The organism is Staphylococcus lugdunensis, from assembly GCF_001558775.1.
GTDB classification, from domain to species: domain Bacteria; phylum Bacillota; class Bacilli; order Staphylococcales; family Staphylococcaceae; genus Staphylococcus; species Staphylococcus lugdunensis.
Genome location: NZ_CP014022.1, coordinates 1,864,782 through 1,888,012, shown reverse-complemented (window position 1 = coordinate 1,888,012; position 23,231 = coordinate 1,864,782). Strand labels below are relative to the sequence as shown.

Sequence of the window (23,231 nt, the reverse complement as noted above, 5' to 3'; positions counted from 1 at the left end):
TCTTACATAAAATGATATTTCATATCATTAAGTTCATTTTACTATTACATCCCCCATTTTTGCAATCGCTTACACAATGTTATCTGAAAAGTCTCACCTTTCTTTAGGTAACCCACATTTAATCATTCTAAACAGCACGACACAAATGTTATATAGAGGATTAATTTTATAATAGAAATAAAGTATAATATAATTATCATATTTTTAACGACATCATGAGTAAGGACGTGGTACTATGAAAGCACTTATTACGGGTGGAGCTGGATTTATCGGTTCTCACGTAGCAGAAAAATTTTCAAAAGAAGGTATCGAAGTATTTGTAATAGATAATTTAAGTTCAGGATTTCTCGACAATATCCCTTTTATTGATAAAGAACATATTTTTATTAAAGATGTCACTGATTTTAACTTTGTAACTGAATTAATAAAAGTATATCAATTTGATTATGTTATTCATTTAGCAGCTATGGTTAGCGTAGTTGAAACCGTTGAAAAACCAATAGAATCTAACCAAGTGAACATAGATTCTACGATTAATTTATTAGAGGCTTGTCGAAAATGGAATTCCAATTTGAAGAAATTTATCTTTGCTTCATCGGCTGCCGTTTATGGTGATTTACCTGAATTACCAAAATCAGTTTCGCAGTCTTATATTTGTCCATTGTCTCCATATGCTATTCAAAAATTTTCTGGTGAACAATATGTCAAAATTTATAATAGCCTCTATAATGTGCCAACGTCTTGTTTAAGATTTTTTAATATATATGGCCCTAAACAAAATCCAACTTCAGATTATTCTGGTGTATTGTCTATTTTAAATAATAAATTTTCACATAATCAAACTTTTACATTCTATGGTGATGGTAAACAGACCCGCGATTTTGTCTATATTGATGATTTAGTGGCAGCGTTATGGATGGTATTAAATCATTCATGTACGAATGGTTTAATCTATAATGTAGGAACTGGCCATCAAACAACTTTAAAGGATGTATTTAAAGCTTTTGAGAATAGTTATGGCTATAGCATTCCTGTTCGATATGAACCACCGAGAGTTGGCGATATTAAACATTCATTAGCTGACATAAAGCCGCTTCAGCAACTTGGTTACACACCCCAATATACTATTTCAACAGGTATCGCAGCTTATTTAGATTATAATAAACAACATTAAATAGAGAGATCTGAGACATTTATTTTCATCTCAGATCTCTCTTCAACTATTTAAGTAGCTTATAAAATTCATTAATTGCTTGCTTATTATATGAAAGATAATCAAATGTTTCATATACGTCATTTTCTTTTTTGATAAAATGTTCAATCGCCTTAGCTATATCTTTAATATCGTGACTAACAAGTTTACCAAACTTGCCATCATTTAAGACATATCGATTTGCCTCAATATCAGACGCTAAAATGTTCATACCTAATGTTAAAGCTTCTAATAATACCATTGATTGACCTTCATAGTAAGAAGTCAAAGCTAATAAATCAGAATGTTTCATGATATAAAATGGATTGCTACGTTGTCCTAATAAAAATACATTGTCTTCTAATTTTAATTGCTTAATTTGCTTTTGTAATTGATTTCTAAGTGCGCCTTCTCCTATAATATAAAGCTTTACTTTAGGATAGTGTCCCACTAATTCAGATACTGCTTCAATCAATAAATCAAAGCCTTTTTCAGGTGACAATCTACCTACTGTAACTATTTTAAAATCTTCATCACTAAATCGAACAGAGTGAACTTTATTATCTCTCACATTAACTAATACAGATTCACCATGCTTTTCATATTTATCAGAATCATCATTTTTCAGCTGATTAATTTTAGTAATATTAATTGTATTTCTAGCAGTAGCAAATTTCTTATTTAAGTTCTTTTGATTAATCTTCTCTTTATTTAATCGTTTCGTCGCATCGGATACACTGATTAGTTTATCAAAATACTGATATGTCGAAATAGCACCTTTCACATTTAAATAATGCGGTCTTTTACCATTAATTGTGCGCTTCATATCTGCTTTCATATCACTATGTAAAAAGATGAATTTGCGTTTCGCATGACTTGCTAAAATAAGATTAGCCCAAAACATAGAATACCCGCTAAAATCGATAGCGTAGTCAAATTGGCTATTACCAAATACTTTACGGAAATCACGTTCGTAAACTTTTTTAGGGTAAAGCCATTTTTCAAACGTTTTATTCAAACCTCTTTGCCTAATAAAATTGACAATATACATTTCTTTTAATGATGCAAATAAAGGTCCTCTTCTCAAGATAATTCTGACATTTTCATTTACATTATTTAAATTATTTAAAACTTCTGCATTATTAGTACGATTAAGAAATATCGTTACATCAAAACGGCTATAATCAAGATTCTCTAATAAGTTGATGGCCGAAGAAGTAATCCCGTTATTCTTCATGCCACCCGGATAAATGAGGATTTTCTTTTTATTTACAACATTTGTTACTGGATCTATCACTTTTTTACCTTTAAATACATAATCAATGAGCGTTTGGGTAACGCTACCATTATCTAAATTGACATAGGTTTGTTTGAAATGTTGATAATTCTTTAGATATTTATCTGAAAAGTAGCTTTGTTGTTGAATAGCATCGATAACTTCTTCGATGTGGTGACAAACTGGTCCGGGTAAATCATCTATTCCTATATACATGCCTCTTGATGTTTCATATTCTTCATAATCTGGTGTATAAAATATGATGGGTTTATCTGTAACTAAAAAGTCAAAAAAGATACTTGAATAGTCCGTGATCATTAAATCTATCGCTGATAATAGCTCATTTGTATCAAAATAATCTGGTATTAAATACGGGAGTAATGCTTCATTTTCTAATGCTTCTTGATATGCATATGGATGAACTTTAACTAATACTTGATAGTTAATATGCTTTTCCAACTGTTTAATTTCATCTAGAATGTTGTTCAGACTTTCAGTTGGATTGTTAACATCCGATCCTCTCCATGTTGGACAATACAATGCTATTTCTCTGCCATCTAAATTAATATGTGTACTGATTTTACTTAATATGGATGGTTTACTTGTATTAAGTGTTAAATCGATTCGAGGATATCCTATTTCAAGTATTTGTCCTCCATATATCGTTTCAAGTGCAAAAGCCCTCTTGAATATTTCTGTAGTGTGCTGATTGGGACTAATTAAATAATCACTTTGTAAAAAGTTTTTAATAATGTTTTGGGAACCTCGAAGACTATCTTCAATATCTAAGCCCATACATTTGAGAGGTGTACCATGCCAGATATTCACGTAGATTTGATCAACTTTTTTAGTATAATAAGCTGGAAAAGTTGAGTTATTAAATAAATATTTGCATTCTGCTAAAGCTTTTAAATAATCATCAGATTCTTTAATAATAAATTCAATATTCTTAAATTTAGAGAATTTTTGTTTATAGAAATTGAGCGTAGCTTCATTGTCTACTACCCATTTATGAGTATACTTTCTATATTTTTTATTGTTTAATAAACTTTTAAAAATAGCATAGGGGCTATCTGTAATACTTTTTCCATCTCTCACTTGATATAAAATCAAGTTATTCTTTACTTTCAATCTATCGTAATATTTAGCATATGTCATAACTTTACTAGTATATGCCGATTTTTTCTTATTCTTAAGAGGAGTTGATATAAATTTGAACTTCCTTTGAATTTGATTAATTATAAATTTCTTTAATGCCATATTAATTTTTCCTTTCTAAGTTGTACTATTTAATATTATTTCTAGTTGCTTAAAAATTAATTCTATTACTACCACTATAGCTAAAAGGTTCAATTGGCAATAAAACAGAAAGTAATATAAGATCACTTCATTATATCATTTTTTTATTATATCGTGTATATTATGCGTGATAAAGTTACGTAGCTCATTGAAATGTTTCTCAACAAAAAACCTTTAATGACTTTTCTTATTTAAAGCCATTAAAGATTTGTTATTTCTGTTAACAGTATTTATATATTCGGTGAATCACTATCATCAATGACTCTTACTACCTTGGCAGGAATACCTGCCACTAAACTATTGGGTGGAACATCTTTCGTAACTACAGCTCCAGCTGCTATAACTGAACCGTCTCCAATTGTTACCCCTGGTGTTACTACTACATTACCACCTATCCATATATTATTTCCAATTGTAATTGGAAGTGCTAATTCTAATCCTATATTACGTTCTTGATGCGTCAATGGATGGTGCGCTGTATAAAATCCACACGATGGACCTATAAAGACATTATTACCTATAGTTATACCTCCACCATCCATAAAGTAACAATTACTATTCACAAAAATATTTTTCCCCAATTTAACGTTCCAACCATAATCCATATCGAGAGGACTATTAATAACTACATTTTCAGTTTCATAACCTAACAACTCACTTAGAATCTGAATACGTTTTTTTAAATCACTTGGTCGCGTTTGATTGTAGTCATAACATAAATCCTTTGCACGTAATAAATCTTGATGTAATTGTGTATCATAATTAGCATCATACCATTGATGAGCAAGCATTTTTTCTTTTTCTGTCATTACAATCTCCTCCACAACATCATTATTAGTTTCATTTTAATGACTAATATTCACTTTAACAACCGTTATTGTTGTCGGCTATATTCCACCCTTAATATCTCTATTATTTTTTCATTCATTACTACTTTAGAACCAGATAAAATCACTGCTCAAGTCTCATGAAATTGCTATTCATTTTTACTATACTTATACCATGACATAGCAAAGGAGATTACAATTATGAAAGGAATTTTAAAAGGTGTCTTTATTATATTAGTCATATTGGGCCTTGTTCGAACGTTTGAAAACTATGCAATTATAGATGACGTATCTAATTATTATCACGAAAACTTTGCTGAAAAGGTTAATCAATTTCAACATCATTCTAAGCAAACTGAATCGTTGTCCCCTTCTGATTTCTTCTAAACCTATGTTAACTTTTGACACTTCTTTTAACTGAACCTATAAAAGTTGCGAAAATGAACTACACATATGCTATATCGTACTTTATAAGTCCGTTAAAACATTAAAGGATTGAAATTTCTACCACTACGGTTGATTTCAGTCTTTTTTTATATGCAAACAGAATGATTGACCTATATACCTAGTAGGGGTATATTAGTAAGTAATATAAGGGAGGTTTGCATATGTCCCATACCAAATCTACTACATTAACTGTTACAGGTATGACTTGTGCTGCGTGTTCAAATCGCATTGAAAAAAAGCTTAATCGCTTAGATCATGTCACTGCCCAAGTCAATTTAACAACTGAACAAGCACATATTGAATACGATCCAAACCAATATTCGCTGCAAGCTTTCATCACTCAAATTCAACAATTGGGTTACGATGTTGCCACAGATAACTTGGAACTCGATATTACAGGAATGGCTTGTGCTGCGTGCTCAAATCGCATTGAAAAGGTTCTAAGTAAACAACCTGGTGTTAATCAAGCCAACGTTAATTTAACGACTGAACAAGCATCAGTTGATTATTATCCAGGACAAACCGACGCAGATACACTTATCCAACGAATTAAACAATTAGGGTATGGTGCCCAGCTAAAGCAAAATGATGAAACACAGCACAAGCGCAAAGCGCAAGCACTCGCACATAAAAGAAATAAACTCATCGTATCAGCTATACTGTCTGTTCCTTTAGTATTAACCATGTTGATTCATCTGTTTCATATGAACTTGCCTCATATTTTAATGAATCCATGGTTCCAATTTCTGCTCGCCACGCCTATCCAATTTATGATTGGTTGGCAATTTTATGTAGGTGCTTATAAAAATTTACGCCATGGCGGTGCCAATATGGATGTACTCGTTGCTCTAGGTACTAGTGCTGCATATTTTTATAGTCTTTACGAAATGATAAAGTGGTTGTCTAAGAATACGTATCAACCACATCTTTACTTCGAAACGAGCGCGGTTCTTATCACGTTAATTCTATTTGGAAAATATTTAGAGGCACGCGCCAAATCACAAACCACATCCGCTTTAAGTGAATTGTTAAATCTGCAAGCTAAGTCTGCACGTCTCGTTCAACAAGATGGCACTGAAACGATGATCCCTCTTGCTAAAGTACAAGTCGGTCAACATTTCGTTGTTAAACCCGGAGAAAAGATTCCTGTTGATGGCGTCATCACTTCAGGGCAAACCGCAATTGATGAATCCATGCTAACTGGTGAATCATTACCTATAGATAAAACAATTGATGATGAAGTCATCGGTTCAACAATGAATCAGCAAGGTGTTATTACAATGAAAGCAACAAAAGTTGGTGAAGATACTGCCTTAGCTAATATCATTAAAGTTGTAGAAGATGCACAAGGTTCTAAAGCCCCTATTCAACGACTTGCTGACATCATTTCAGGTTATTTTGTACCTACTGTCATTGCTATAGCAATTCTAACATTCAGTATTTGGTTACTATGGATCCATCCTGGCTCCTTTGAAGATGCTTTAGTTGCAGCCATTTCCGTCTTAGTTATTGCATGTCCATGTGCACTCGGATTAGCCACACCAACTTCTATCATGGTAGGTACAGGTAAAGCAGCAGAAAACGGCATTTTATTTAAAGGCGGTGCGTTTGTTGAAACTACCCATAATATTGATACGATTGTCTTTGATAAAACAGGAACTATCACACATGGCAAACCACAAGTTACAGACTATATCGGCGATTCACGCACCTTGCAATTAGCCATGAGTGCTGAGCATAGTTCAGAACATCCACTTGCTACTGCCATCGTGACATATGGTCAAGGGCAAAAACAGACATTAACAACTGTACAATCATTCACTAATCTGCCCGGCCATGGTATTCAAGCTACCGTAGATCATGAGCACGTGCTCATCGGTAATCGTAAATTGTTATCTGACCATAATATAGCTATAGATAAATTTGATGCGCAATGTCGTCAATTAGAGTCTGAAGGTAAAACCATTATGTTTATCGCAGTGAAAAATCAACTAACTGGCATGATCGCAGTTGCAGACACAGTGAAAGCTACTGCAAAGCAAGCGATTCACCAGCTGCATGATATGAATATTCAAACTGTTATGCTTACCGGTGACAATGAACACACTGCGAAAGCCATTGCTCAACAAGTTGGTATCGATAAAGTCATCGCACATGTTTTACCTGAAGACAAAGCGTCACATGTTGCAGATTTACAACGAGAACAGCATCAAGTTGCAATGGTGGGTGATGGTATCAATGACGCACCAGCACTAGTACAAGCAGATGTTGGCATTGCCATGGGCACAGGTACAGAAGTTGCCATTGAATCAAGTGACATCACTATTTTAGGTGGCGATCTTTCTTTATTACCAAAAGCGATTATCGCCAGCGAAAAAACAATTCATAATATTAAACAAAACCTATTCTGGGCTTTTGGTTATAATATTGCTGGTATTCCAATTGCCGCATGCGGTTTACTTGCGCCATGGGTGGCAGGTGCAGCAATGGCATTGAGTTCAGTTAGTGTTGTTACCAATGCGTTACGTTTAAAACGTATGAAACTATAAAAACTTCTCTTTATATGGTAAAAAATATTATAATACGGGTAAATACTAAATATAAAAAATGTGGAGGTTTAAATATGAAAATAGATACTTTAAATGTAGAAGGTATGAGTTGTGAACATTGTCGTAATGCAGTAGAATCTGCTCTTGCAAAACTAAATGGTGTTTCATCTGCTGAAGTTGACTTAGATAAAGGTCAAGTAAGAGTAGGTTATAGTGAAGATAAAGTTACAATAGCTCAAATGAAAGATGCTATTGAAGACCAAGGTTACGATGTAAAATAAATCGTTGTGTTAAGAATCTGAGATATAAATCCCAACATAATGCAGTTTGGGACATAATTCCTAGAAAAATAGGGAGCGGGACAGCATTCATTATGAATTCGTAGTCCCGCTCCCTTCTTTATTTACAATGCTACGTATTGTTGATTCACTTGCTAATAGAACCGTTTTAGCCACCCAACTTCCTGTGCTTGTTGAAATGCGTCTCGCATTTCTCACTGTTGGGGCCTCACCCCAACTCGCGTTGTCCGTTGGCTTTCTTTTTGAAATCGTCTTTGTTGAGGCCCCTTTCAGCTTGTTCTGTTTGCTCGAGAGTCTCTTTTTAAAATAAGGCATTTTTGTTTTATTTAATAAACGTTTTAATTGTATTATTATTAATTTACGCGTAAATGAGTAGTTCCGGTATTTAAGACATCTAATGTTGCATCTAACGCATCAACAATAAGGTTTTTAACTGCTGCATCAGTGTAAAATGCGATATGAGGCGTTAAAATAATATCTTCACGTTCAATTAGTTCATCCAGTAATGCATCATTGAGTTCTTGACCTTGATGGTTAATTGGGAAGACACCTCGTTCGTATTCATAAGTATCTAAAGCAGCACCTTTAATGTGCTGTGAATCAATATTTGATAATAAGGCTTTTGTATCAACGAGTGATCCACGAGCCGCATTAATAAATACTGCACCTTGTTTAAATTGTTTAAATAAATCGTCATTAAATAAATGATGATTATATTTTGTAGCTGGCACATGGATTGTTACAATATCTGCTTGACCAACAGCTTCTTCCAATGTTTCGGTATATGTAACATACTCAGCAACATGTTCATTTGGAAATGGATCATAAGCTACCACCTTGCTACCGTATCCCTTAGCAAATATTTCTGCCGCACGACCACCAATTCGCCCTGTACCAATAACCGCTACTGTTAAATCACGAATAGAACGTGATAAAATACTTGGTTGCCATCGAAAATCATATTGACGTATATTGTTTTGAATTTGGTTGGCATTTCTAATAAGATTAATCGCTTGTGTCACTGCAAATTCAGCAATTGACGTAGGTGAATATGATGGCACATTAGATACAATTAAATCGTACTTAGTAGCTAATTCTAAATCAAAGCCATCATATCCTGCACTTCGTTGTGCAATTTGTTTAATCCCAAATTCATGGAGCTTAGCATATATGTTTTCCGATAAAGGTAGCATTTGTGATAACGATAAACCATCAAAACCTTTTACGGTATCTACATTTTCTTCGGTGAGCTGTGCAGTATTTAAATCTACTTCAACATCATTATTTCGTGCCCAATCTTCAATAAAAGGGATATCTTCTTCACGTACTGTCATGATTTTAATTTTCGTCATTCGAATTCCTCACATTCTAATTATTATTGGTATATAAATGCGTCAACGTGGCTAAACGTTGTGCTGCCTCTTCAAGTAATTGATCATCTAATGCTAAAGATATACGTACATAGTGCTTACCATTTTGACCAAATGGAATACCAGGTGCCACCAAAATAGACAATTCTTGTAATAAAAATTGTTCAAATGTCTCACTATCATATCCTGGGGGCGTATGCAACCATTCATAAATACCACCTTTTGATGATACAAATGGCAAGTGTGCTTCAAGTAATTGTTGTTCAAAATAATTTCTACGACGCTTAAATGTTTCATTTTGTTGATCTAAAAAGTCATCATAGTTATTTAGTGCATAGGTAGCAGCATCTTGTAATGCGCCAAACATCCCTGCATTCGTATGCGTTTGATACTTTTTAAGCGCTTGAATCATCTCTTTATTTCCTACTGCAAAACCAACACGGAAACCAGACATATTATAGCCTTTAGATAGAGAGAATATTTCAATTGCAACATCCTTACCATGTTCAGATGCTAATATACTTGGGTTTTTAGCGTCAAAACCAAAGGCACTATATGCAAAGTCATGAACAATTTTCGTCTTAGTATCCTTAAATTGATTTATCGCTGCATCAAATACAGCTTTTGTTGCAGTTGAACCAGTGGGATTATTTGGATAAGTTAAATAGACAAGTGCTGTATTTTCTAAAATATGTGGTTCTACTTTATCCCATTCAGGTAGATAATGTGGTGGTTCTAAATTTAATGGAACGGGGTTTGCATCTGCAAGCATAACGCCCGCCAAGTAATCCGTATAACCAGGGTCAGGAAGCAAAACATGCTCTCCAGGATTTACAACACATGTAGGTAAGGCCACTAAGCCGTTTTTAGTGCCATACAAGATACACACTTCATCTTCTGGATCTAATAACACATCATAATGTCTATGATAAAAATCAACGATAGCTTGTCTAAATGAGGCTTTACCATGAAAAGCACCATATTTTTGATTTTCTGGGATACTTACGGCTTGCGCAAAACAATCCACAATCCCTTTAGGTGTTTCCCCGTCAGGGATACCTACTGCCATATTAATCAATGGTAACGGGCCATGTTCTACTTTACGTCCCATCGTTTTCCCAAAATAGCTATCTGGTATGCTATCAAGTCTTTGAGAAATAATCATAAGTAAACCTCCTTAAAAAACTCTATCTTACTTAATTTAGTCATATATCACATCTTTGTCTAATCTCTACATTTCAATGTTTCACTTAATATATACATTCTATTGCAATTGAGCGAATAATGTCAATATTCTAACAATTTATGGAGTTATGTGCTTTATTAGCAAAACATAACACATTATGGGACATAAATATAACGTAAATTAAAACGGCAAAGCCCTTTCTTTGAGTATAGTTAATACAATATTATTTGAAAGTATTAAAACTGGCATTTCTATTTGTAGCGTATATGAGTGCGTCACGTTATCTTTTTTTCATAAGGCAATTTGTTTAATGACGTTTATTCATTGATGCGAAAGTATCTTAATTTTTTCAAAACATAATGTACAATCATATTTAAATAGGCCATATCTGGGCGAAAATAAAACAATATGACGAGACCCCAACAAAGAGAAATGCGAAAAGCATTTCAACAAACAAAGCAAGCTGTCCTTAAGCAAATGAGCCAATAATACAAAGCATTGTAAATAAAGAAGCCAGCAAATGAATTTGCAAGAAACGCATTTACTGGCTAAATTTTTAGAATTTATGTTCAGTGGTTATATGACTTAGTTGATATTTATCTCTACCGAAATAAATTATTATTTATTTTTCTCTTTTTCTGTTTGTTCAATGGTTTTTATAATTTCATTTGATAAGGCTTTACATCCACTATACTCTAAATGAATGCCGTCATAAGCAAAGTACTCTTGATGTCCTGCTGAAGCGCTATACCAGTCAACTAAATGTACATTCTTTTTATTTTTAGTTATATCTTTCATTAACTTATTATTATTTTGTTGATAATCTCTTGGCACACGTGTATTAACTAAATAAATATCAGCCTGACCAAATGCATCAACCAATTCTTTAAGTTGATCTTTAGTAAACTCACCATTCGTACCTAATTCCAATACCACAATTTGTCCTTTTTTATTATATTGTTGGTATTTTCCTTTAGCTAAAGGCGCAGCTTCAATTAACTGACGTCCAACTTTACCATCTATATTAGCGTTTGGTACTTTATCGGCGAATACTTCTCCGATGTCAACCATCACTGAATCTCCTAATAACAATGGTGAAGATTTTTTAATATTAAACTTAGTCTGTCCTTTATTTTGATCCGGCTGTGGTTTCGGCTGCTTTTTATGATTAGTATTAAAAGAAGTCTTTTTCGAATGTTGTTTTGCTTCGTGTTCTTTACCTAAACTATCAAATACACCAGTAAACGCTATTAACGTTGGAATTAAAAATACTAAAATGAGTACTGTTCTGACGATACGTTTGACATGTTTTGGGTTGAATGTAAATGCTTTGAACCCCTTTTTTCTGATTGGATTTTCTATAAATTGATATGAAAATTCAGCCATGACAAACATTAATATAACTTCAATGATGTAGACATATGCAGGAATTTGACCTTGTACATAATAACTATTCATTAAAACAATAATTGGAAAATGCCATAAGTATAAACTATATGATCGCTTTCCAATATAAGTAAATAATTTAAAGCTGAGCAGTTTCGCTAATATAGATGATGGGTGCACTGCACTGGCAATAATAAATAATGTCATGGCAGAAATTAAATAGAACCCGCCTTGATAAATCCATTTATCTTGGTCACTAATAATGAAGAAAAAGCTGACTAATAAAATAAAGGCAATAATTCCGGATAAATTTATACCTAAGTAGGACATTTTATATTTTGTCTTTTTAAGTCCAAATGGGTTCCACACAAACGCAAGAATACAGCCTAGCAATAGCGTTTGTAACCGTGTATCTGTACCAAAGTACACGCGAGAACTATCCCCTGTCACACCAAAAATAATTGCCATCGTTACCAAAGATAATAGAGAGACAATCCATAATATAAGTGTGATTTTTTGCGGTTTAAAACGTTTAAACAAGAAGAAAACCACAATTGGATAAAAGACATAAAATTGTTCTTCTATAGCTAATGACCACAAATGTTTCAATGGAGCTATCGCAAATTGATTAAAGTAATCAACATTTTGTGATATATACCACCAATTGGAAACATACAAAAATGCTGCTATAGCATCTTTTTTGATTTCAATGATTAAATCCGGTTTAAAGAGCAATATAAAGACAAGTACGGCAGACACCATAAAATACACTGCTGGAATAAGCCTTTTTATTCGTCTAATCCAAAATGCCCTTAAATCAATTGTACCTGTTCGATAATATTCAATGATTAATAAGCTTGTAATTAAATAGCCTGAAATAACAAAGAATGTGTCAACACCTAAGAATCCACCACTAAGCCATTGGGGATTAAGATGATAGATAATGATACCTAACACTGCAATGGCTCTAAGGCCGTCTAGTCCAGGCATATATCTTAACTTGTAGTTCCGATCAATACGTCTTAAATCTTTTTTCAACAATAGCCACTCCCACAACTTAAATGTTCACAATTTTCACAATACACCATGTTAATTTTTTTGGATATTGTTTGTAGATATTATATTCCCAGTAGAAAAATACTATTAACATTCATATTTATATTTGATTATGTAGTGCATCTACTAATATGAACGAACACTGTACCATTATAGCAAAGTTTTATTAAATTGATGACATTTTTATTGTGACAATGTTGTAAGAATATTTAAGTACGTAAAAAAACACCCCAAAGCATAAGCTTTGAAGTGTTTTTTTAAGTTTATATTGTAGTAATGTTTATCTTACATTCCCCAAGCAGATAAACCTTGAGCTTTGTATGCTCTAACTGCAGCATTGATTTGATCGTTTACTGTAGCAGTTGAACCCCAACCTGGCATAGTTTGGAATAAACCTGAAGCACCAGAAGCATTACGTGCATTTGCTTGACCATTAGATTCACGTGCAATGATTGCAGACCATGTTGATGCTGGAACGCCAGTACGTTGAGCCATAATTGCTGCTGCTGAAGAACCAGTAGCACCTGCAGTGTTTCCGTTAGATAATCTTACTGAACTGCTGTAGCTTGAAGTAGCTGGAGCTGAGTAAGAAGTTGTTGATGTTTGGTAGCTTGATCTTGGTGCAGAAACTGCTTGTACATTTGTGTTGCTAGCTTGTGCATTTGAACTAACTGCTTGTGTAGAACCTTCAGTGTAACCTTGAGTTGAAGGTTGGCTGTCTGCTTCACCTGTGTAGATATATTTCCAAGTAAAGTTTTGACCATTTGAAGTGAATGTATATCTAAAACCATCTTTCACGAAAGAAAAATCATATGCGCCAGCTTTTACTGGGTGTGCATTTAATTCTGATGGATTATGTTGTGCTAAGTTAGCTAATTGATCATAGTTAGTAGTTTCAGCTGCGTGAGCTTCATGACCTGAAGTTAATGCATAACCTGTTACTCCTAAAGTTACTGCTAATGATGATGCTAATACTGTCTTTTTCATAATAATAAATTCCTCCAAAAAATTGTTGTATATTTTCGTTTACTGTTCTCTAATGTTCTAAAAAACGTATTGAGTTGTTACCTCAAATTCATGTTTAACTTTTGACACTAGAAACTATAACATAAAATTTGGCGATTTATATTACACCTATCTTACAAAAAATTACAATAATAGACATCATTTGTAATGTTGAAACATAATTGTCTTTCAATGTAACACACAATTTCGTATCTATAAGTAAAAAATTTCATCTTAAACCTTTGATTTACAATAGAATATTAAAAAATTTACACATGGATGACACCACCTGAATTATTACAAATTGCAGCTCTGTTACAAATATGTAATACATTACACATATTTATCTATTTATAAAAATAGGGAGCGGGACAGAATTCATTATGAATTCTTAGTCCCGCCCCGGCAAGGTTGACTAGGATTGAAAAAGCTTGGTATAAGCGTATTTTTAGTCCAGTCAACTGCTGCCAATATAGAGTTCACAACTTAAAACATAATGATGCCCCAGTCTCCTATAACTTTATATCAATGTTTAACTCCCCAAAGTGCGTGTTCACATTGTTGAATAATATATTGCATTACTTTCAATCTAGATGTTTTCTTATGATCTGCTGGAATAACATACCATGGTGCATGGTCTGTATCCGTGCGTTTAATCATGTCCACACTCGCTTCTAAGTACAGATCCCATTTGTCACGGTTACGCCAATCTTCACTGGTAATTTTCCACTGTTTGTTCACGTTATTCTCTCTATCTTTGAATCGTTTAAGTTGTTCTTTTTTATCCAAAGTCAAGAAAAATTTAAGTACAATAGCACCCTCATCCGTCCACATCTTTTCAAAAGCATTGATTTCATCATAAGCGCGTTGCCATTCCTTCGTTGTTGCAAAGCCTTCTACACGTTCAACAAGTACCCTACCATACCAACTGCGGTCAAACATTTCAATATGCCCTGTACGAGGCATTTCTTTAGCAAAACGCCATAAATAATGATGTTGTAGCTCTACGTCTGTAGGTGCACTTATACCATTAACCTCATATCCTGTAGGATCTAACTTTTCTCTAATTCTTTTGATATTTCCCCCTTTTCCTGCAGCATCCATACCTTCAAATACTAATATCAAAGGAATTTTTCTATCATATAAAGCAAATTGTAGTTCACGTAATCGTTTTTGTAAGTCAACAACTTGCGATTTATATTCTTTTTTAGACACTTTGTCAAGTGTTTGATTAAAAAAGTCTGTCGTATAATCTGATGTAAATAACCCGTCATAATTGTGCGATTGTCGTTGATGTTTCTTAATTGCCTTTTCTAAACGTTTAATAATATGCTCATACATCTTCTCTATAGCATGTTGACGCTCTGTATAATCAATCACTTTCCAATCTTTATCTCGTTCAATAAAACCATGCATATCTCTTAAATAAATATCACTATCTAGAACTTTCTCATATTCTTGTACTTTCCATTGCATTAATGGATTATTATTCGTTTGTCGAATATGTTCTTGGCGTTTCTCTTCATTTATTTCAATAAAAAACTTAATGATTTCATAATGATCTTGTATAAGCATCTTTTCAAAAGAATGAATTTGAGATTCTAACACTTCATAGTTAGGGTATTGTAATGATTTAATAGCATTTTCTCTATAATCTAAATAATGTGAATACCAGCTACGGAAGTAAACATTAATACCCCCTTTTTTCGGTAAGCTATTCCAATATTTTTGTAGAAATTGATATCTCAAGTCATTTTCTTTTGGAGATTGTGTTGTAATAAAGCGTGTATATTTAGCGTCAAAATTTAATAATAGTTCATTTGATAAACGTGTCTTTCCTGATGCTGGAACACCTTCAAATAATATCATCACTGGAATACCTAATTCATGAGTTTGTCGCGTTAATTTCGCAGCTTTCAGTGCAAGTGTTTCGATATTTTTGACCATGTGTGTCATCCTTTACTTATTAAATATTAATGCACAGGCATGCATTATTTGTTACTTATTACTATACGCTATCTGTCAGCGTTTTTACATATGCTTTATAACATCTATTTCAGGGAACATATGTAATATGGAGGAGATTTACTATGACTGTTAAAATTGCACGTATTTATGATGATTCTATCCCAGAGGGTAAAAGAATTCTTGTCGATAGAGTGTGGCCTCGAGGCATCTCCAAAGCACACGCACAACTTGATGAATGGTTGAAAGACATTGCTCCTAGTACAGAATTACGACAATGGTTTAATCATCAAGATGACTTATTTAAGCAATTTAAAGAAAAATATAAAAAAGAGTTACAAGATAATGATGAACAAGCACAGGCGTTTAATAAGCTTAAACATATAATAGAAGAAAGTCATCAAGATGTCATCCTGCTCTATGCCGCAAAAAATACCAAATATAATCAAGCCATAGTACTACAAGAACTATGTACAAAATAAAAGTCACAGAACTCTCGGAGCCTGTGACTTTAACTTTATCCTAGGAATTTAAAGATATTTGAATCATATAACTTCAATACTCTTCTAAATAGAATATCTAAAGCATATGCAACTGCTAATGGAACAATAAAGAAAGCTAAAACAATCAAACCTAAACTAATCCATGCAGAATCAACATGTAAGAATTTGAAAGCACTGATAGGTCCTATCATACCGATAAAACCAAATCCTGCAGATTCTTTTGTTCCGGCAATACCAATCAAACTTCCTACAACACCTGATATTGCAGCATTCACTAATATAGGAAGCATGATAATTGGATAACGAACCATATTTGGCATCATCATTTTGACACCACCAAAGAAGATTGAAATCGGTACAGCAACACGATTCACTCTACTTGTGCCTATAAGTAATACTGCTTCTGTCGCAGAGATACCTATTGATGCCGAACCTGCTGCAAGTCCTGTGATACCAATCGCTATCGCAATGGCTACCGTTGATAATGGCGAAATGATAATGAAACTAAATACCATCGAAATCAACATACACATTAATATAGGTTGTAATTCGGTAAAGCTGTTTACCATATCACCAATAGCTGTAGTAATTAAATGTACATAAGGTAATATTAATACCCCAACAAATGCTGATAAACCACCAACAACTGTTGGATAAACGATTAATGCCATACTGCCAACACGTTTTTCTATTAATAAAATAAATAAAACTGTAATTGCAGCCGTAATCATTGTATTGATTAAATCACCAATGCCGGCAATAACCCAAACGCCATGTTTAAATTGTGCGGCACCGCTACCAACGTATGAGGCACTTGCTACAACAGCAATTGCTAAAGGTGTCATATTAAATTTCAATGCGATTAACGCACCTATTAAAGCTGGTACAGTAAACTGAAGTGCTTGCACCACATGTAATAATATGGCAAATATTGGCGAATACTGCATTAAATATTTTAAAATCTCACCTAAAATGGCATTGGGCACTAAACCAACGACAATCCCAATGGCTACCCCGGATAGTACTCTAAAGGTGAAATCTTTTACTCCTATCTTTCTAATTGTTGTCATAAAATTACCTCCTGCTGTGTCTCTGACACATCTCTATATGTTGTATTGTCATTCATGCTGATGAATTCTATATATTTAGCAGTTCACCAATGTTTTAAATGATAAAATTATAATAACACATGTTCTGAATTTTCAGAATATTAAATTTAAAAATTTTCAAAATAGACATAAACAGTGCCAAATTTATGCATTTATATACCAGAATTTTTATCAAGATAACGAAATCATCAATTATTAAGAGGGACGTCGTCTTATTATGAAATACATGGCATATTATTGCTAAAAATAGGGAACGTGACAGAATTCATTATGAATTCGTAGTCCCGCTCCCTTCTTTATTTACAATGCTACGTATTGTTGGTTCGCTTGCTAATAGAACAGTTTTAGCCACCCAACTTACTGTGCTTGTGGAATTTCTTGTCGAAATTCTCTTTGTTGGGGCCACCCCAACTCGCGTTGTTTGTTGGCTTTCTTTTTGAAAGCCTCTTTGTTGGGGCCCCACCCCAACTTGCGTTGTCCGTTGGCTTTCTTGTCGAAAGTCTCTTTGTTGGGGCCCCGGTATTCTAATCTTTCAAGTGTCTTGCTAAAGTATGTTTTATTAATATTTGACTTTATTAGGATTGTATTCCTGATTTTTTTGTCTCTTTGCGATAGCGTAGATACATTAAGCATAGGATACCCAACCAAACTGGGGATAATAAAACTGCCCAACGTGTTGTGTTGCTAATAAGTAGAACGATAAAAATAAATGCGAAAAATATGAGTATTCCAGTAGCCATAAATTTTCCGCCTGGCATTTTATAATTACTTTGCTTATGCAACTCTGGGTTATGCTTTAAGAAACCTAAATAAGACATCACTATAATCGCCCATATAATAATATTTAAAATCGTAGAGAATGTCGTGATTGACACAAACACTTTGGTCGCATCTTTATAAATATAATTTAAAATAACAGAGATGCTAAGCAAGCCACATGTAATGAGGATGGCATAATATGGCACACCATTACGATTCGTCTTATGTAAAAATGGTGGTGCCTGTTTGCGTCCAGATAAGCCAAACATCGTTCTACTATTTGCAAATATTCCGCTATTACAAGATGATGCAGCGGCTGTTAATACAACAAAATTTATGATTCCTGCAGCAAAAGGTATACCAACCAAACCAAATACCTTAACATAAGGGCTATCTGCCGGGTTAAGTTTATCCCAAGGAACAACCGCCATAATCACTGCTAAAGAGCCAATATAAAATAATAATATTCTAAGTGGCACATTATTAATCGCTTGTGGAATCGTTTTATGTGGATTTTGTGTTTCTCCCGCAGTAATACCAATCAATTCAATACCAATGAATGAAAAGATTGCCATTTGGAATGACATAAAGAAACCAGAGGCACCATTAGGAAAGAAACCACCATGACTCCAAATATGTGTCACGTTAGCTGTACCATATGGCGTTTTAAAAGCGAAAATCACCATTACAATTCCAACAGTAATCAAGGCAACAATGGTTACCACTTTAATAATAGCTAACCAAAATTCCAGCTCACCAAACAACTTAGCGCTGAATAAATTTAATGTTACAAGTATTAAAATCGTAAAAGCAGCAGTAATCCAGTTTGGAATTTGTGGATACCAGAATTGTACATACTTTGCTACTGCAGTTACTTCGGCCATTCCCGAGATGATCCACGTAAACCAATACGTCCACCCCACCATAAAGCCAGCTAGTGGACCAAGATGATGATGTGCAATATCAGCAAACGATTTAAAACCTAAATTCGACAGTAGCATTTCTCCCATTGCTCTCATAAACATAAATAATACAAAACCTACAACAGTGTATGTTAATAATATTGATGGTCCTGCTAGGTGAACCGATTCGCCTGATCCCAAGAATAAACCTGTTCCAATTGCCCCACCAATTGCAATTAATTGAATATGCCTATTACTTAACTCTCTCTGAAGCTTATCAGCCATGATTTCCCTCTTCTCCATCCCCTAAATTATGAACTATGTAATTAGTGTCATAATAATTGTTGGTATCATAGCATAGCTCTAATTTTCACTCTTTTTAATTTTTATTTGAGCACTTTTTAATTCCTTTACATTTATATTCAATGCATTGATTAAACCTTGATGATAAACTGCTGTAATCATTTGAGCAATTTCTTCTTCACTTACTTTATCTTTATATTGTGCCCAATATTCAAAAGTTTGAATAATTATAGCTATCAGATACTCCTTTCCTAACTCTAACCTAACATTCGAACTTTGAAACATTTTATTTAAGAAATCGAGTCGCTGTGACACAATTTTTCTAATCTTCATTTTAAAACTCAAAACCCCTACATTTGTTAAAAGTACTCTTAATACTTCACTATAGCGATCTAAAGCGTTGAATAATTTAATTATATTATCAGTGTCGAAAATTTCAGTTTTGTCGTCCATCAAGAACTCGACCTCCCTTTCATTTCTAATAAATTGAAGGATTTGATCTTCGATTTCAGAGAGTAATTCATATTTATCATCGTAATATCTATAGAAAGTACTTCTAGTAACATATGCCTCTGAGACAATGTCATTAACTGTAATTTCCTCAAAATTTTGCTGTCCCAATAACTTTATCAGTGCCTCTTTAAGTAAACGTTGCGTTTGTTCTATTTTTCTATTATATGCCATAGTCTCATCCTTTCTTTATATTCAATATAATACATTTTAAGACGCAGTGTGTCATTTTATACAATATAGTTTATTTTGTTCTCCTTTTTCTCTAAAAAAGTTGTTACATTAATCCAGTAACTTTAAAGGAGGAATATTATGTCAGAGAATATTAATACTCAATTTGATTTAGATGAACACGGTAAATCTTATAGTAAATTTATGGTAATGTTTGTTATATTACTTGCGACGTTTGCGGGAGCTTTAATGCAAACGTCACTAGGGACAGCATTACCAACATTAATGAAGGATTTTGATATAGATTTTAGTACGGCACAACAAGCTACTACATGGTTCCTATTAGCTAACGGTATCATGGTCCCTTTGTCAGCCTACTTAGCTACGCGTTTTTCAACTAAGTGGTTACATGTCATTGCATATGCCATTCTCTTAGTAGGCTTAATTCTAACTGCGATTGCACCTTCCAACAGTGATTCATGGAACATATTTTTAACTGGTCGCATTGTTACTGCCATTGCCGTTGGTTTGATGTTACCTTTAATGCAAATCATTATTATTAATATGTTCCCACCTAATAAACGTGGTGGTGCTATGGGTCTTAGTGGTTTAGCAGTTGGTTTAGCTCCAGCACTTGGTCCCACATTTGCAGGTTGGATTTTAAATAAAGACCACGTTATTTTAGGTCTAACAATTAGTGACTCTTGGCGTAATATCTTTGTTTTTCCAATCATCATTGTCACCATTGCCTTTATATTAAGTTTCTTTTTTATGAAAGATGTAATCCCAAATAGAAAGATTAAATTAGACATATTATCACTGATTTTATCTTGTATAGGATTTGGGCTATTTTTATGGGGATTTTCCAATGTTTCGACAGAGGGATGGCGTAGTTTCAATTATGTAATTTTACCGCTCATTTTAAGCTTGATTATCATCGCTTGGTTTGGTTTCAGACAGTTTAAATTGGATGACCCATTTTTAGATTTACGTGTTTTTAAATCTTCAGGTTTTGTAATTGCAACAATTGGCCTTATTGTAGTCACAATGGCAATGTATGGCGTGGAAATGATGTTGCCTACGTACCTACAAAATATTCATGGTTTTTCACCATTTGAATCTGGTTTGACCTTACTTGCTGGTGCCTTAATGTTAGGTTTTATCTCACCAATTTCAGGCTCACTTTATAATAAAATAGGTATCAAGCGTCTGACATTTGTAGGATTTTTAATTTTAACATTAGCATCTTTACCGTTTGGCTTCTTATCAGATACCACTTCACCTTCACTTATATTAGTGCTCTACTCTATTAGAATGTTTGGCGTGGCATTAATGATGATGCCTTTAACAACAAATGCTATGGATGCTTTACCGACAAAAATGGGCACACATGGTACTGCTGCAAATAACACCGCGAGACAAGTGGCATCTTCAATTGCCGTTGCATTACTTACATCTATAACACAAAACATAATCAACAATAATATGCCAACAAAAAGTTTAAAAGATGCTAATCCACTTCAATATGCTGCACATGCTCAACAAGCCTCTATTGATGGTTTTAATACATCATTTTTAATCGGTGTTGCGTTTGCAGTGATTGGTTTAATCATCGTACCTTTCTTAAAAATGTATCATTCAGAAAGTGAGGAAAAATAAATGATTACATTAATTATCTTAACAATAGCTCTATTCGCATCATGGTTACTCATTCCTCAAAAGTTAAGTCGCTATATCATTGGTTCAATAGTTACTTTCCTATTTGTTGTTCAAATCATAGGTATTGTAGCGAATATGACACAACATTTTGGTATGCAAAAAGAAACGATTCACGAATCGGAAAAACGTATTTATTCAGCTGCGAATTCAAAATCACCAGCACAGATGCTTATAGCAAATGAAATTGGAAACAATTCTAACAATTATGTCATGGTATATAAAGATAACAAAGATGATACTAAAGCTACGGCTCATTTTAAACCAAAGACTACAAAAGAAGATATATCTGAATCTACTAAAAAACAGGCTTATTATGAAACATCTAATGACGATAATGCTACGTTAAAAAATACAAAAGAATATTGGGTATGGAAAAATAAATACTATCGCTATTTATTTGATTTTGGTAAAGAAGATAAAGAACTTATTAAAGAAACATCAGTTGTGACTGTTCCAGATGATACGTGGGTAGTACTTAATGCACAAGAAGCTAAAAAATTACAAAAACAACAATCAAAACTAACTAAGAATTCTCAAAAAAAGGCTAAAGAAGCTATTCAAAATAAAATAATCACATATAAAAAAGAACATCCTAAAGCATCCGATAAAACAATAAAAGCTATTGCAGAGAAGGAACAAAAACGGTATATTACACAACAAATTAAAGATATGATGAAATAAAATCGATAAGCTTGAATTTTGACAACGCTCCACTTTCAGATGATAATTTAGTATAAAGTTATTTTTGACAAGGGAGGTGCTAAATGTGCCTACAACCAAAGTTGATCCACGTATTTTACGTACTAAAAAGTTGCTAGTAGAATCTTTTCAACAAGTGTCTCGCGAGAAAAAGATGTCTCAAATCACTGTAAAAGATATTACCGAACGTGCAACGGTAAATCGTGCCACATTTTATGCTCATTTTACCGATAAATATGACATTTTAGATTACACTTTATCTGTCACGATTCTAAAAGATTTAAATGATGCTTTAACGATTTCTGAAATTGTTAATGCGTCGGTTATCTCCAATTTGTTTATCACTATCGCACAATACATGATTGAAGTACAGGACTCATGCAAGATGAACAGTGAAACATTTTGTAATCAAGCGCATAAACGCATTCATAATGAATTGGAAGATATTTTTACGATTATGCTGCGTAACAGTTATCCACAGCAAGACATTGATGTTCTTGCTAGTAGCGCAAGCTTTTTAACTGCTGGCTTATGTGGACTTGTTAGACATTGGCTTGATACAAGCCAACTTTCTGCCGACGACTTTATTGACAAGAATCTTCCTTTTCTACTCCATCACATCACACATCTTTAATTAAGTAAAAGCGTCAAGAACATAAACGTTTCTAAAAGACTGAAGCTATCCTTTAGCAAGACAAG

General features: G+C 33.5%; 19 protein-coding genes. 8 read left to right on the top strand and 11 right to left on the bottom strand.

Annotated features, from left to right (window positions below):
- Positions 1 to 235: 235 nt before the first annotated feature.
- On the top strand, positions 236 to 1,174 hold the full coding sequence (locus tag AL499_RS08775) for an NAD-dependent epimerase/dehydratase family protein (protein WP_002492548.1): 939 nt from the start codon (positions 236 to 238) through the stop codon (positions 1,172 to 1,174).
- A 46-nt stretch (positions 1,175 to 1,220) separates the two neighbouring features.
- Here the strand turns inward: AL499_RS08775 and AL499_RS08770 are convergent, their stop codons facing one another.
- Together AL499_RS08770 and AL499_RS08765 are read right to left on the bottom strand one after the other, a co-directional pair.
- Positions 1,221 to 3,728, bottom strand: a complete 2,508-nt coding sequence (locus AL499_RS08770; protein WP_037540886.1) for a glycosyltransferase — start codon at positions 3,726 to 3,728, stop codon at positions 1,221 to 1,223.
- Between the two features lie 269 nt (positions 3,729 to 3,997).
- Positions 3,998 to 4,576 (bottom strand): sugar O-acetyltransferase, encoded by a 579-nt coding sequence (locus AL499_RS08765; RefSeq protein WP_037540888.1) that lies wholly within the window; start codon positions 4,574 to 4,576, stop codon positions 3,998 to 4,000.
- Positions 4,577 to 4,795: 219 nt separating this feature from the next.
- On the opposite strand from AL499_RS08765, the gene AL499_RS08760 reads away from it, so the two are divergent.
- The 3 genes from AL499_RS08760 to copZ all read left to right on the top strand — a co-directional run bounded on the left by AL499_RS08760 (position 4,796) and on the right by copZ (position 7,871).
- Positions 4,796 to 4,981, top strand: a complete 186-nt coding sequence (locus AL499_RS08760) for a hypothetical protein (protein ID WP_002460500.1) — start codon at positions 4,796 to 4,798, stop codon at positions 4,979 to 4,981.
- 221 nt (positions 4,982 to 5,202) lie between these two features.
- Complete coding sequence (locus tag AL499_RS08755; protein WP_002492558.1) at positions 5,203 to 7,590, top strand: heavy metal translocating P-type ATPase; 2,388 nt, start codon at positions 5,203 to 5,205, stop codon at positions 7,588 to 7,590.
- Between the two features lie 74 nt (positions 7,591 to 7,664).
- Positions 7,665 to 7,871 (top strand): copper chaperone CopZ, encoded by a 207-nt coding sequence (gene copZ / locus AL499_RS08750; protein WP_002478585.1) that lies wholly within the window; start codon positions 7,665 to 7,667, stop codon positions 7,869 to 7,871.
- A 90-nt stretch (positions 7,872 to 7,961) separates the two neighbouring features.
- Here the strand turns inward: copZ and AL499_RS12800 are convergent, their stop codons facing one another.
- The 6 genes from AL499_RS12800 to AL499_RS08725 all read right to left on the bottom strand — a co-directional run bounded on the left by AL499_RS12800 (position 7,962) and on the right by AL499_RS08725 (position 15,839).
- Positions 7,962 to 8,087 (bottom strand): hypothetical protein, encoded by a 126-nt coding sequence (locus tag AL499_RS12800; RefSeq protein ID WP_002492535.1) that lies wholly within the window; start codon positions 8,085 to 8,087, stop codon positions 7,962 to 7,964.
- A gap of 155 nt (positions 8,088 to 8,242) precedes the next feature.
- The gene (locus AL499_RS08745; RefSeq protein ID WP_002492369.1) at positions 8,243 to 9,241 is read right to left on the bottom strand and encodes a D-lactate dehydrogenase; all 999 of its coding nucleotides are present in this window, start codon (positions 9,239 to 9,241) and stop codon (positions 8,243 to 8,245) included.
- 16 nt (positions 9,242 to 9,257) lie between these two features.
- A complete protein-coding gene (locus tag AL499_RS08740) occupies positions 9,258 to 10,421 on the bottom strand; it encodes an aminotransferase class I/II-fold pyridoxal phosphate-dependent enzyme (RefSeq protein WP_172412350.1) in 1,164 nt (387 codons plus the stop codon).
- A gap of 642 nt (positions 10,422 to 11,063) precedes the next feature.
- Positions 11,064 to 12,872 (bottom strand): acyltransferase family protein, encoded by a 1,809-nt coding sequence (locus AL499_RS08735; RefSeq protein ID WP_037540890.1) that lies wholly within the window; start codon positions 12,870 to 12,872, stop codon positions 11,064 to 11,066.
- 300 nt (positions 12,873 to 13,172) lie between these two features.
- On the bottom strand, positions 13,173 to 13,874 hold the full coding sequence (locus AL499_RS08730; RefSeq protein WP_002460510.1) for a transglycosylase SLT domain-containing protein: 702 nt from the start codon (positions 13,872 to 13,874) through the stop codon (positions 13,173 to 13,175).
- 543 nt (positions 13,875 to 14,417) lie between these two features.
- Positions 14,418 to 15,839: a polyphosphate--AMP phosphotransferase gene (locus AL499_RS08725; protein WP_002478581.1), complete on the bottom strand. Its 1,422-nt coding sequence runs from the start codon at positions 15,837 to 15,839 to the stop codon at positions 14,418 to 14,420.
- A gap of 143 nt (positions 15,840 to 15,982) precedes the next feature.
- Here AL499_RS08725 and AL499_RS08720 point away from each other — a divergent pair, with 143 nt between their 5' ends.
- Positions 15,983 to 16,339: a DUF488 domain-containing protein gene (locus AL499_RS08720; protein ID WP_002492480.1), complete on the top strand. Its 357-nt coding sequence runs from the start codon at positions 15,983 to 15,985 to the stop codon at positions 16,337 to 16,339.
- 35 nt (positions 16,340 to 16,374) lie between these two features.
- Here AL499_RS08720 and AL499_RS08715 read toward each other — a convergent pair whose 3' ends face one another.
- The 3 genes from AL499_RS08715 to AL499_RS08700 all read right to left on the bottom strand — a co-directional run bounded on the left by AL499_RS08715 (position 16,375) and on the right by AL499_RS08700 (position 20,117).
- Positions 16,375 to 17,430, bottom strand: a complete 1,056-nt coding sequence (locus tag AL499_RS08715; protein WP_002460513.1) for a PTS sugar transporter subunit IIC — start codon at positions 17,428 to 17,430, stop codon at positions 16,375 to 16,377.
- A gap of 614 nt (positions 17,431 to 18,044) precedes the next feature.
- Entirely contained in the window at positions 18,045 to 19,415 is a 1,371-nt protein-coding gene (locus AL499_RS08705) for an amino acid permease (protein ID WP_002492546.1), read from the bottom strand.
- 78 nt (positions 19,416 to 19,493) lie between these two features.
- A complete protein-coding gene (locus tag AL499_RS08700; protein ID WP_002460516.1) occupies positions 19,494 to 20,117 on the bottom strand; it encodes a TetR/AcrR family transcriptional regulator in 624 nt (207 codons plus the stop codon).
- 138 nt (positions 20,118 to 20,255) lie between these two features.
- On the opposite strand from AL499_RS08700, the gene AL499_RS08695 reads away from it, so the two are divergent.
- From AL499_RS08695 to AL499_RS08685, 3 genes are all read left to right on the top strand, one after another.
- Positions 20,256 to 21,773, top strand: coding sequence for an MDR family MFS transporter (locus tag AL499_RS08695; RefSeq protein ID WP_002492420.1), 1,518 nt, complete (start codon positions 20,256 to 20,258; stop codon positions 21,771 to 21,773).
- Positions 21,774 to 22,514, top strand: a complete 741-nt coding sequence (locus AL499_RS08690; protein WP_002492481.1) for a DUF4811 domain-containing protein — start codon at positions 21,774 to 21,776, stop codon at positions 22,512 to 22,514. It abuts the gene before it with no gap.
- An 85-nt stretch (positions 22,515 to 22,599) separates the two neighbouring features.
- Complete coding sequence (locus AL499_RS08685) at positions 22,600 to 23,166, top strand: TetR/AcrR family transcriptional regulator (protein ID WP_002460519.1); 567 nt, start codon at positions 22,600 to 22,602, stop codon at positions 23,164 to 23,166.
- The last annotated feature ends 65 nt before the right edge of the window (positions 23,167 to 23,231 follow it).